Genomic DNA, 12,035 nt, shown 5'->3' on the forward strand with positions numbered 1-12,035 from the left:
GGTTTCCTGGTCGAGGCGGTGCGCGATGGTGGGCTTGAAGTCGAGGCCTTCGCGGCGGCCCCATTCCCAAAGGTATTCCACGAGGCTTTCACCGGGGCGCGTTCCGGAACCGGGCTGGCTTGCAAGTCCCGAGGGCTTGTTCACGACGACGTAGTCTTCTGTCTGGATGACGATGTCGAGTTCCTTGACGCCCCAGCACGACTGCTTTTCTGCCGGAGAGAGCGCCTTGCCCCAGGTGGACTTGTTCTTCGCGAAACCGGATTTTGCTTGTGTTTCCTCGGTTACGGGGCGTTGCGGGGTGTCCCCGCTAGAAGGGGTAGCGGATGCCGTGGCAGAAGCGAGGGGAACGCTTTCCCCTTCCACGCTCTTGAAGTTCTCGTAGATGCAGACGGTGTCGCCTTCCTGGAGCATCTGGTTCGCCTTGCCGATGACTCCGTTCACTCGGACCTTTTTCTTGCGGATGACGGCGAAGAATACGGACAGGGATTCATCGGGGAATGCCTTGCGCAGGAACCTGTCGAGGCGCATGTTGGCGAAGTTGCGGTCTATAACGCGAGTAATCATGGCGGCTTTTTAACTTTGGTTTTAAATGCAATTTAGAAAAAAAAGAACGCACGCATTTATCTATATTTGCATCATGCTCAATTGGGAAACTCTTTTGTCGGCGACGCGGTATGGACATCCCGCCGACCCGGATCCGAACCGCTCCGATTACCACAGGGATTACGACCGCATTGTTTTTTCGACGGCTTTCCGCAGGCTTGGCCGCAAGACGCAGGTTCACCCATTCTCCGTGAACGACCATGTGCACAGCCGCCTCACGCACAGCATCGAGGTTTCGAGCGTGGGCCGCAGCCTCGCGATTACGGTTTATCACCTGATAAAGAAGTACTTGCCCAAGTATATCAATGAATACCAGTTCGGTACCATCGTGCAGTCCGCGTGCCTTGCGCACGATATCGGCAATCCGCCGTTCGGACATGCGGGGGAGGCCGCCATCCGCGAATGGTTCCGCAAGAACAGGAACAGCGACCCGCTCCGTGGCCTGAGCAACCGTGAAATGGCCGACTTCGAGAACTTCGACGGCAACGCGCAGGGGCACCGCATCTTGAGCAAACTGGAATACCACTTCCTCGATGGCGGAATGCGCCTGACCTATGCGACTATCGGTTCGATGATCAAGTATCCGCAGCTCGCGATGTACGGATGCCCGACGAGCCTTTTTTCGACGGAATACGATTTGTACGAGATGACGGCTGAGACGCTCGGTCTCCCGCAGATTGAGAAGGGCCGCTGGACGAGGCACCCGCTGGTCTACCTGATGGAGGCTGCCGACGATATCTGCTACTCCATTCTCGACGTGGAAGACGCCATCGAACTCGGGATCTTGAGTTACGGCGACGTGCGCGACATGTTCAGCTACCTCTGTGGCCCCGATGTGGACGTGGACCACGAATACGAGGAAAACGGGCGCAATTTCCGCGACTTCCTGAGCAGCATCCGCGGGAAGGCTATCCAGAACCTGATTGACGATGTCGCCGTCGTGTTCGTGAAGCATTACGAAGAGATTATGAACGGCACGCTGGACAAGCACCTGATGGACCTCTCGAATTCGAGCCCGATGTGGGGAATCCGCATCGGCAAGCGCCTCGGGAAGGAACGCATTTACCCGGACCGCCGCAAGACGGAACTCGAAGTGGGTAGCTACACGACGCTTGCGACCGTGCTCGACGCCTTCATCAACGGTGTCTACGACTACCGCCAGAACGGCAAGAATTCGTACCGTGCCGACCGAATCGTGCGCCTTATCGGGCAGGCTAAAATCGGGCAGAGCGTTTCCGCGGCCGAGGCCTACCACCAGGTGCTCGATTTCGTGAGCGGCATGACCGACAACTACGCGACGTATCTGGCGCGCCAGATTGGCGGCCTCGCTATGGGCGTTTGATGGTCTGGCTCTTCGATTACGACCTTACGTTGTACGGGGAAGAGGAACGCTTTGTCCTCGATTCGCTCGACAGGCGCATCGCTCTTTTCGTGCAGAAGACCGTGGGCGGGGATTTTGAAAATGCGACGCGAATCCGCAAGGAATACCTGGTGCGGTTCGGCACGACGCTTTCGGGCCTCATGGCGATGAACGGCACCGACCCGGACGATTTTTTCGACTTCATTCACGAACCGGAACACTTGATTTACCCCAAGGAGGCTCCGGAAAAGCTCGCGCTGTTGCTGGGCTTGAAGGGACCGCGCTTCGTGTTTACCAACGGGCGTCATGACTGGAGCGAAGCGGGCATGGCCCACATGGGAATCGATTCCGCGATAGACGGCGTGTTCGACCTGAAGATGCTCGGCTGGGAAGGCAAACCGCACGATAGCGCGTACGTGAAGATGGAACGCTGGCTGGAACGCGTTTTGCCGGAAAAGGGATGGGCGATGCCCGCGAACCCGAGCGAAATCGTGCTGCTCGAGGATTCCCTGCGCAACCTGGAACCCGCGCATGCCCGCGGCTGGACCACCATTCTCGTAAACCCGAACGTCGAAGCCCCCGCCTGGGTGGACTTCCATATCCCGCATCTGATGAATTTGCCCGATATTCTCCCCGAGGTGACTTCCCGAGCGGGTTGTGCGCATCGGTAAATCTTTACTTTATATTTTTTGTATTTTATACCTCGATGAAACGTACTATACATACTGCATTTTTTTTGGCGCTCGGTTTCTTTTTTGTATCGCTTTCGTGGTCGTTCCCCGCTCCGGCTGCACGAAACGGTTTCAACAACATGAATGTTACGACGGAGTATTCCGAACTCCTGAAGGAGAAGAATGCCCGTAACGATTCCTTGCTCCCGGCGCTCGATGGCGACAAGGCATTTGCCGAAGTGCTCCGCCTGAATCCGAATTTCTGGAGTCTTGGTAGCGCGATGGAAAAGGAAGGCTCCCTTGTCACCAAGCTCAATGCGCAGATCGTGTTTATCGATGGTATCCGCGAGGATCCTTTCTGTGAACTGGTGAAGGGCTCCAAGAGCGACGCTTCCACATGGAACGTGCGTATCGGTGTCGACTTCGTTTCGGGCGGCTCGAATACGGTACATATCCACGTGCAGCAGTGCCTCGACTACGTGCGTGACCAGCTGGGCTATGCCATCAAGCAGGGCGACAAGATTATCGTCATCCCGCCGAAGAAGGTGCTCGACAAGCTCCGTGAAAGCGAAATTCCCGATGCCATCGACCTCGACATGCAGCAGACGCTCTTGAAGGCGCACGAGGAAGTGGAACTCGACGGCAAGTGCCCCAAGAATATCGAGGCCTACATCATCCTGATGAATGTCTACAATCAGGTGAAAGACAAGAAGATGGATTATGTCGTCATCAACGACCAGCTGAACAAGCAGCGCAACGGCGGAAGCCGCGTGCAGAGTTGTGCCTTTAGTCGCGAGTGGAATAAACGCTACCAGGAAAGCGCGAGTTTTGAATGCGATATCGATAATGACCGTTGCCTGTACCGCCAAGAAAACGACGGCAATTCGCAGTGGCAGATCAATTACGAGCAGGACCGTTTCGAGTACATCAACAAGAAGTTCCTTTTCTTCAATCTCAATCCCAAGAGCATCCACAAGGGCGGTTCCATGCTGGATTTGCGCCTGATCCGCCTTTCGACCAAGCTCTACCTGGAAGCCTACATCAACTTGAAGGGCGAACCTGTGACGCTCGGGCTCATCATTGTTCCGGGCGACAAGACCATCGAGGATTACGATGACGGGAGTGACGAGGATGAAGGCGTGATGATGGAATAGCGGAAAAATACGTTGCATTTTTTTCCGCATGAGTATATATTTAGGGTAAATGATAAATTAAGAGAGGGGGAAACCATGAAACAAAAATTTTTTGTATTCGCTGTGGCTGCGTTTATGCTTGCCGCATGTTCGGACGATTCTTCAATCCAGTCGAGCACGGATAAGACATCCAAGGTTTCGACTTCGTGCAAGTTTGACGACTCCTGGTTCGAAGAAGCCTCTGCAAACGGTGGCTTTGCCTTGAAGAAAATGGTCTATGAGGAATCGGCGGGCGAGCGGGAGCCGGAACGTAGTTTCTATGTTGTGGACCAGGGCGATTCCGTCCTTTTCTCGGTCACTGGAATTGTCGATGCTTGCAACAAGATTGTTCGTGATATAGGCATGCGCATGGAGGGCGATACGCTCTACGCGACCCTAAACTATGAGCCGGATGTGGCGACAGATTGCCTCTGTTTTTGGGTGGACATGTCGTTTACGGCAGCAAAAAAGTACGGATCAGCGAAGACGCTGGTCATTGGGAACGAGGTTTTCCCGTTGCATGAACTGTCTGAAACGACGAACGAATCCTTGGCGATTCCTCCGGAAGAAAACGTAACGTCGGGGAAGGCTGTTTTCAAAGGCAGTTCGTGCGAGTTTGATGAAACCTTGCTTGAAAGGGCAGGTGCGGGCAAGTCCCTAAAGAAGACTTCCTCTGAGGAAAAGTTTGGCGAAAAGGCTCAGAATCGCACTTTTTATGTCGAAGAGTCCGAAAGTTCTGCGGAAGTGTTCGTTACGGGCCTTGTCAGTGCGTGCAATAAGGTTATCCGTAGTGTCAGCGTGCGCGTCGAGGGCGATACGCTCTATGCAACCGTTGGCTATATGCCGGATACCGAAACCTTGTGCATGTGCACCTGGGTAGATTTGTCGTTTACTGTCGACAAGGAACTATTGGGCGGTTCCGTAAAGACCTTGGTCATAGGCGAAGAGGTATTCCCGTACCGCGAAAAGGCTGAATCTTCTTCGGAAGAGTGAGTTTGGGCTTTTTTTACGAAAAAACTGCGTTTTTTGCGGTATATTCTGCATTTTTTATAGTATATTTATTAAAGAATGAATTTCAAGGAGAATGAATGAAAAAGTTTGTCAAGGCGTCTCTTGTTGCGGCCATGCTTGCCGCTCCTGTTATGGCTGATGAACAGTTCGGTGGTATCGGTGTTACGATTTACCAGGTGCCTGCTGGCGTGTTCGTTGCCGAAGTGATTCCCGGTGGTCCCGCTTCTGAAACCAAGATTAAGAGTGGTGACGTTATTGTCGCTGTGGACGGTGTTTCCCTGAAGGGCAAGACCATCGATTTTTCGAAGGAACAGATTCGCGGCCAGATTGATAAGCCGGTCGAACTCACGTACGTGAGCGAGGGCGATACGCTCTCCGCTGTCGTGCGTCGCACATCCATGCTTGTCAAGGATTTCAACGCCGAGGATGTCGCTGCCTGGTATGGCGACAAGGATGAATTCAATGCCCAGGAGCTTGAAACGTTTGCCAGCGGAAGCGAGACCGACAAGCAGCTGCTTGCCGTGTTGAGCCGCGGTTCTGTCGTCGCGGGCGATGCCGAGAAGGTTTCCGCAAGCAACCTGAACGGCGTGTTCGTGAAGAAGGCCGAAGTTGTCGCCCCGAAGGTGAATTCGAACAAGGGTGTCAAGTCTAACGGCGCCGTGCTGAAGGGCTTCAGCCGCAATTCTATCGCCTTTACGCTCAAGACTGCGGGCACGACTGTCGTGAAGGTCTCCGACCCGAACGGTGAAGTGGTCGCGACTGTGCGTGTGGATAATGCTCCGGCCGGATTCAACTCCGTTGCTTGGAACTCCGAGAACATCCCGAGCGGCCGCTACATGGTCAGCATCGAGCAGTCCTTCGGCATCTCCGGCAAGTTTGCAGTGTTGAAGTAATAAGCAACACCAGTAATAAGCAACAATAAATTCTTAATTGAAAGGCCTCGCAAAAAGCGGGGTTTTTCTTTTGATATTTTAACCAAAAAATGGCGGGCTTCCGAATAGAATATTCCTATATTTGCTCGCACGTGATTTTATTTAGAACCCATAGTCTGCTGTGGGCCGTTTTGCTTTTTGCAACAGCGGTCTTTGCTCCTGCTGCCTTTGCGCAGGACATGACCCGCTTTGAACTCGAGGAGCGCGAACAGGTCGAGGAAGACACGACCGAGGTCGACTGGATGAACGACACGACGGGAACGGACACCATCGAGTATCACGCTGTCGATCTGGTGTACGACGTGGAAAAGGAAACGTTCAACCTGAACAACAACGCGCAGCTCAAGTACCGTACCGCGACGCTCGATGCGGATACCATCTGGTTCGACCAGAGGAACAGCGTGCTTGTCGCGGGTGGCGGGCCTATCCTTCGCGAGACGAAGAACCCCTCGCTTTCGGGAATGCGTCTCAAGTACAACATGAAAAGCCGCATCGGCGAAATCTATTATGCGACCACCTACCAGGACAACCAGCAGTTGAACGGTATGGAGGTGCGCCGCCTGCCCGACCAGAGAATTCAGATTGCCCGCGGTGATTTCAGTACGTGTAACGATTCTACGCACCAGCATTTTTTCTTCTACGGACGCCGCATGGTGGTGAAGCCGAAGGAGACCATCACGGCCAGGCCTGTCGTGCTGAATATCGCCGATGTTCCCGTTGCGGTTCTCCCGATGATCGTTGCTCCCTTGAAGAGCGGGCGCAAGTCGGGTCTCCTCACTCCCAAGTTCGGTGGCGACCAGGTGCAGGGTTACTACTTGCGCAATCTCGGCTTCTACTACGCGCCGAACGACTACTGGGATGCGACCATCAGCGGTGACATTATCGAAGGCGACGAGGCGCGGTTCGAACGTTCGACTTTGACGGGGCAGGTGCGGTACAACAAGCGCTATATGCTCGATGGAAACTTGAAGTATACGGCGTACCTCAATGAATTTGATTTCAGCAACAGCGGCTACGACATTACGTTCTCGCACAACCAGAACTTGACGCCCGACAGGAAGCATACGTTGAGCGGTACGGGTTCGTTCGTGAGCGACCAGAGCGTGCGCAAGGACAATGCGCTCGATGCGGAGACGATCCTCAACCAGCAGGCGAACGCGTCGCTCACTTACTCGGGCAAGTTCGGTACGAACAAGAGCCTTACGGTGAAGGCGAGTCAGGACCATAACTTGGTGACCGGATTTATCCGCCGCCAGTTGCCCGATATCCGCTTCAATATGAGCGGTCCGCTCTTTGATTTCGAGACCAGCGACGACGAAGTCGCGGCTGCCGACGGCTCGTTCTTCTCGTACCTGAAGAAACTCAACTACAGCTTCTCGAACCATTTCAATTACGAGATGGAAGAAGGCCGCGATACCACGCTCGACATGGATACGACCGCGAAGTACGTGGGTTACACCGGTACGTATTCTCTAGACTATTCGGGCTCCCTGTTCAACGTCATCAATATCACGCCGCGTGCGACGTGGAGCGGTTTCTGGACCGGGCAGTCGTGGATTAATCCCGAAGATTCGAGCAAGTACTGGAAGCGCCGCACGAGCCTCGACCCGGAGCACAACACCTACGGTGAGTTCGCGTACAACCACAACTACAGCCTCACCGCCGACACCAAGCTTTACGGTATCTGGGTCCCGGAAATCGGGCGCTTCACGGGCCTGCGCCACATCCTTTCCCCGAGCGTGTCGTACACGTATGCGCCCGAGATTGACACGGTGAAGTATTTCGCGCCGCACCCGCATTTGGGGCAGTCCCCGTACCAGAGGGAACAGCAGACCGTCGGGTTCTCCCTGGGCAATGACCTGGACTTGAAGTACCTGAAGGTGGTGGGCCACAAGCCCGATTCCGCGAAGGGCGATACCTCGAAGGCGGTAGAAGACCAGTACGGCAACCGGAGACTCCTCACCACGCGTCACAGCGTTTCGTACAACTTTGCGGCGGATTCCCTTAATTTCTCGGACATCAGCTCGACCTTCGGTTTGCAGATTTTGCCGGATTACCTTTTCACTATCACGACGCGCCACAGCATGTACCACAAGTATTCCATGGAACCCAACAAGGTGCGGTTCCCGGAACTCACGTACTGGGGCTATGACTTCAGCCGCAGTTTCCACTGGAGCGGAACGTTCAATGCGGGGCTTCCATCGCAGATGGGCAAGTACGAGATGCGCAAGTGGTCACTGGGCTTGAGCTACCGCTATTCGTTCTCCAGCACGCGAGTGGGCAAGGACCTGTTCCAAGACAACATAAGCCATTCGACTTCCATTACGGCGTCGTTCCAACCGACGGTGAACTGGGAAGTTTCGTACAGTACGCAGTACGATTACAACGAAGGAAAGTTTGTTACACACAAATTCACTTTCAACAGGACCCTGCATTGCTGGCAGCTTGATTTTACATGGACACCGACCGGGCCTGCCGCGGGTTGGTCGTTCGCTCTCTACGTGAGAGACCTGCCCGATATCAAGCTCAATGCCGGAAGCACGGAAACGAAGTAATACAGATGATTACGAACAAAGTAATATTGGCGAGTGGTTCGCCGAGACGCCGAGAGATTTTGACACAGATAGGGGTGGATTTCGAGGTGGTGGTCTCCAACGAGGAGGAGTGCCCCAAGAGCTCAAATCCGCTCGATTTCCCCCGCGAGAACGCCGCCATGAAGGCCCTCGCGGTCTCGAAAATGCGACCGGGGGCCTACGTCCTCGGGTTCGATACCCTCGTTTTCCTGGATGGGAAGCCCTTGGGCAAGCCCAAAACGCCCGAAGAAGCCCTCGAAATGTTACAAAAACTGAATGGAAAAACTCACAAAGTTATTACGGGCGTGGCAATCGCGAAAGATGCGCAAGTCGTTGATACTCAACAAGAAGAAACACGGGTACTTTTTAGAGAGAACACCTTACATGAGCTAAAAGATTATGTAAATTCTAAAGACCCGATGGATAAGGCGGGCGCTTACGGAATCCAGACCCGCGGGGCGCGCCTCATCAAATCGATTTCTGGATGTTACTACAACGTGGTGGGTTTGCCAGTGGCCCTTACGTTAGAGATGCTGGCAAGGCAAGAGGTTGAGGTATGAATACGAACCCGATCGAAGATAAACGCCCGGATGAACGCCTTGGCTCCTACTTGACTCGTGCTCGCGAGGCCAAGGGGATGACCGTGGAACAACTTGCCACTGTGACGAAACTCACAGTAAAAACCATAACGCTTATCGAAAGCGGCGACTGGAAGGCCTTCCCGGTGGAAGCCTACCTTCGCGGTTACCTCAATTCCATTTGCGAGAAGCTCGGCCTCGAGCCGAGAAGGATTGTCGATTATTACCTGGTCGAGGCCGGTACGAAGTTCTCCAGCCTCCTTTCTCCGATTCCGGAGAAGCCCATGAAGATTTCCCCGATGACGGATGAAGAACGCAAGCCCCGCAGCAAGGCCGTTCCCATTGTCATTGCCGTCATCGTACTGGCATTCGTGGTCGGGTCTCATTTCCTTAAGGAAATGGGCAGTGACGAACAGGCACCCGCGGTTGCCGAGAAGACTGGAACCGAGGTGAGCACTGATGCCGTCGCAGCGGATTCCGCACAGCAAGAAATACCGGAAGGAGCGGAAGTCGTTCCTCCTGATTCGGTGCAGGCTGATTCCACGGCGAAGGATTCTGTCGCGAAGTCCAAGGACGTGGTGACGCAGGCAATCGTGGATGAGGCCGTAAAGAAATCCGAGTTGCCCGCTTCTGCGACGATCTTCATCTCTTCTACATCCGAGACGGAAAAAGAAGAAGTTTCTACCAAGACTCATTTCGAACTTATCGGTTCGGGTACGATGGTTTCTTGGATTGGTCTCAAGCGCCACGAAGACGATGGTTCCTTCGTGAAGGAAGCGAACATCGCCGTGAAGGACGCTCGCATGATTTACGATTCGGATGATACTTTGTATGTAGTCATCGGTGAACCGCGTGCCATTTCCAAGATGAAATTGAACGGCAAGGAAACAAAGATTCCCGAAATGAAGTATGGCCGCGTCGCCAAGTTCCGCGTGTTCGCGGGCGAGATCGTTCCGGCCAAGGGAGGTCGCTAATGCGCGTTTCTAACATTTCCAGAAAGACGGGCGAGACGGATATCCAGCTTTCGCTGAATCTCGACGAAGCGTCGCGCGGCGTCGTGAATTCCGGAAACGGATTCCTTGACCACATGCTCGATCTTTTTCAGGTGCACGGCGGTTTTCGCCTTGACCTCACCTGCAAGGGCGATACGAATGTAGACATGCACCACAGCATGGAAGACATAGCCATCGTGCTCGGACAGGCGTTGGTTGAATGCCTGGGCGACAAGAAGGGTATCGAACGTTACGGATTCTACTTCGTCCCGATGGACGAGGCGCTTTCCCGTGTTTGCCTGGATTTCAGCAACCGCATCGGATTCGTGTGGAACGTGAAGCTCCCTGCGGCCATGGCGGGCGGTATCGAGGCGAGCATGTTCGAACACTTCTTCAAGAGCGTTGCCGAGAATGCGCGCATGAACCTGCACATCGAACTCTTCTACGGCAGCGATAACCACCACTGCCTCGAAAGCATCTTCAAGGCTTTCGCACGCGCGGTCGCAATGGCGGTTGCGCCGAGCCGCAATGTGAAGGGCGTGCCCAGCAGCAAGGGCGTGCTTTAATTAGAAGAAGCTGTGAAGTATAAAAAAGGCGCGGGCATTTAGCTCGCGCCTTTTGTAATCGCAAAAAGAAGTCTCCGTGAACAACAAGCCCCAGTTATTAAACTGGGGCGGTTGCGAATTATGACCACTTAGTCTTAAAAACTAAAACCGGCGAACACGTTGTTGCTGAGGAACGGAATGAACCCGAGTGCTACAACGGTGATACTGAGCACCACGATGACTCCGCGCTGGCGACGGGTGAGACGCAGCGGCGAAAGGTGTCCATCGGGTTCGTCGACCCATGCGCTCTTGATAAGTTGTATGTAGTAGAAGAGGGCGAGCACGTTGTTCAGCACAGCGAAGGTGACTAGCGCATAATGGCCCGTGGACGCACCGCTGAAGAACAGGTGGAACTTGCCGAAGAAACCGGCGAGCGGCGGGATGCCCGCGAGGCTGAACATCGAAATCGCAAGCGCTACGGCGAGGCTCGGGTTCTGCTTCGAAAGCCCGCGCAGGGAGGCGAACGTTTCTTCGCGGTGGTGCCCGATGATGCCGAAGATGAAGAAGGCGAGGTAGTTCGAAACCGCGTATACGAACAGGTAGTAGACGATGGCCGTCTTCGCTGTTGTCGCGGGCCCGAGAAGCGCCACCATGATGTAGCCCGCCTGCGCGATGGAACTGTACGCCATGAAGCGGCGGAGCCTGCTCTGCTTGAGTGCGCCGAGGTTGCCTACGAAGAGGGTGGTGCCCGCAAGGAGCGCGATGAGGGGGGCAATCTGTTCCTGGATGGGGGCGAGGGGGCCGAACACGAGAACCACGAGGAACGCGATGGCGGTCGCCTTGGAGGTCACGGAAAGGACAGCGGTGACTGGCGTCGGTGCGCCTTCGTAGACATCGGGTGCCCAAGTGTAGAACGGGAAGAGCGTGAGCTTGAACCCGATTCCGCAGAAGAGGAACAGCACGGAAACCCACAGGAGCGGGTTGGTGCCGGCGGCTACCGCCTGCTGGATTTCGTTGAAGTGCAGCGAGCCCGAGAAGCCGTAGAGGTAGCTGAAGCCGAAGAGCTCGAACGCCGTCGCGACGGACCCCATCAGGATGTACTTGGTAGCGGCCTCGCTTCCGAGCTGATCCTTCTTGTTCCAGGCCGTGAGGGCGTACATCGGGATGGTCGCGATTTCGAGCCCGAGGAAGAAGGTGAGCATGTCGCACGCCGACACGACGGTCACGCCGCCGAAGGTGGCGAACGCGATGGCGCCGATGAATTCGGCAATCTGGTGCATCTGCGGTTTTCCGTCTGCGCCGTGCTCGAAGTAGTCCTTCGAAAGCCATATGCCGAGAATCGCGGAGATGATGAGGACTTCGCGCATGAGCACGCCGAAGTCGTCGATTTTCCAGTTGCAGATGAAGAATCGACCTTCGCCGCTAGCCAGCGGAATGAAGTTCAGCAGGATGAAGATGGCGATGAACCCGAAGTTCGCGATGCGCCAGGGCAGCTGCGAGCGGTAGTTGCAGAACAGTCGGCTCCCGATGACGATGAAGGGGAACAGCAACAGGAGAATGTCGGGAATGATGAAGTTCATGTTGAAAAAGCTGTACAT

11 protein-coding genes are annotated in these 12,035 nt (G+C 54.8%); 9 read left to right on the forward strand and 2 right to left on the reverse strand.

The genetic code is table 11. From position 1 onward, the window contains the following. Window positions 1-564 (reverse strand): S4 domain-containing protein (locus IK012_RS00280; protein ID WP_290949148.1); only part of this gene is annotated, 564 nt, incomplete at its 3' end. 73 nt (window positions 565-637) lie between these two features. Between IK012_RS00280 and IK012_RS00285 the strand changes: the two genes are divergently transcribed. The 9 genes from IK012_RS00285 to hisB all read left to right on the forward strand — a co-directional run bounded on the left by IK012_RS00285 (window position 638) and on the right by hisB (window position 10,458). Beyond that, on the forward strand, window positions 638-1,945 hold the full coding sequence (locus tag IK012_RS00285; protein ID WP_173383603.1) for a deoxyguanosinetriphosphate triphosphohydrolase: 1,308 nt from the start codon (window positions 638-640) through the stop codon (window positions 1,943-1,945). Then, a complete protein-coding gene (locus IK012_RS00290) occupies window positions 1,945-2,634 on the forward strand; it encodes a pyrimidine 5'-nucleotidase (RefSeq protein WP_290949153.1) in 690 nt (229 codons plus the stop codon). Before IK012_RS00285 ends, IK012_RS00290 begins: the two co-directional genes overlap by 1 nt. A gap of 35 nt (window positions 2,635-2,669) precedes the next feature. Next, window positions 2,670-3,788: a hypothetical protein gene (locus IK012_RS00295; RefSeq protein ID WP_290949155.1), complete on the forward strand. Its 1,119-nt coding sequence runs from the start codon at window positions 2,670-2,672 to the stop codon at window positions 3,786-3,788. A gap of 75 nt (window positions 3,789-3,863) precedes the next feature. Continuing rightward, on the forward strand, window positions 3,864-4,799 hold the full coding sequence (locus IK012_RS00300; RefSeq protein ID WP_290949158.1) for a hypothetical protein: 936 nt from the start codon (window positions 3,864-3,866) through the stop codon (window positions 4,797-4,799). Window positions 4,800-4,894: 95 nt separating this feature from the next. Further along, entirely contained in the window at window positions 4,895-5,710 is an 816-nt protein-coding gene (locus IK012_RS00305) for a PDZ domain-containing protein (protein WP_290949163.1), read from the forward strand. Between the two features lie 170 nt (window positions 5,711-5,880). Continuing rightward, window positions 5,881-8,304 carry a putative LPS assembly protein LptD gene (locus IK012_RS00310; protein WP_290949168.1) on the forward strand — a complete coding sequence of 808 codons (2,424 nt, stop codon included), beginning with the start codon at window positions 5,881-5,883 and terminating at the stop codon, window positions 8,302-8,304. 5 nt (window positions 8,305-8,309) lie between these two features. Further along, window positions 8,310-8,882 carry a nucleoside triphosphate pyrophosphatase gene (locus IK012_RS00315; protein ID WP_290949171.1) on the forward strand — a complete coding sequence of 191 codons (573 nt, stop codon included), beginning with the start codon at window positions 8,310-8,312 and terminating at the stop codon, window positions 8,880-8,882. Continuing rightward, window positions 8,879-9,874, forward strand: coding sequence for a helix-turn-helix domain-containing protein (locus tag IK012_RS00320; protein ID WP_290949174.1), 996 nt, complete (start codon window positions 8,879-8,881; stop codon window positions 9,872-9,874). The genes IK012_RS00315 and IK012_RS00320 overlap by 4 nt, the downstream gene beginning before the upstream one ends. Further along, a complete protein-coding gene (gene hisB, locus IK012_RS00325; RefSeq protein WP_173378555.1) occupies window positions 9,874-10,458 on the forward strand; it encodes an imidazoleglycerol-phosphate dehydratase HisB in 585 nt (194 codons plus the stop codon). Before IK012_RS00320 ends, hisB begins: the two co-directional genes overlap by 1 nt. A gap of 134 nt (window positions 10,459-10,592) precedes the next feature. Here hisB and IK012_RS00330 read toward each other — a convergent pair whose 3' ends face one another. After that, window positions 10,593-12,035 carry an NADH-quinone oxidoreductase subunit N gene (locus IK012_RS00330; protein WP_290949180.1) on the reverse strand — a complete coding sequence of 481 codons (1,443 nt, stop codon included), beginning with the start codon at window positions 12,033-12,035 and terminating at the stop codon, window positions 10,593-10,595.

Origin of the sequence: Fibrobacter sp. (genome assembly GCF_017551775.1) — a bacterium.
Classification (GTDB): Bacteria; Fibrobacterota; Fibrobacteria; order Fibrobacterales; family Fibrobacteraceae; genus Fibrobacter.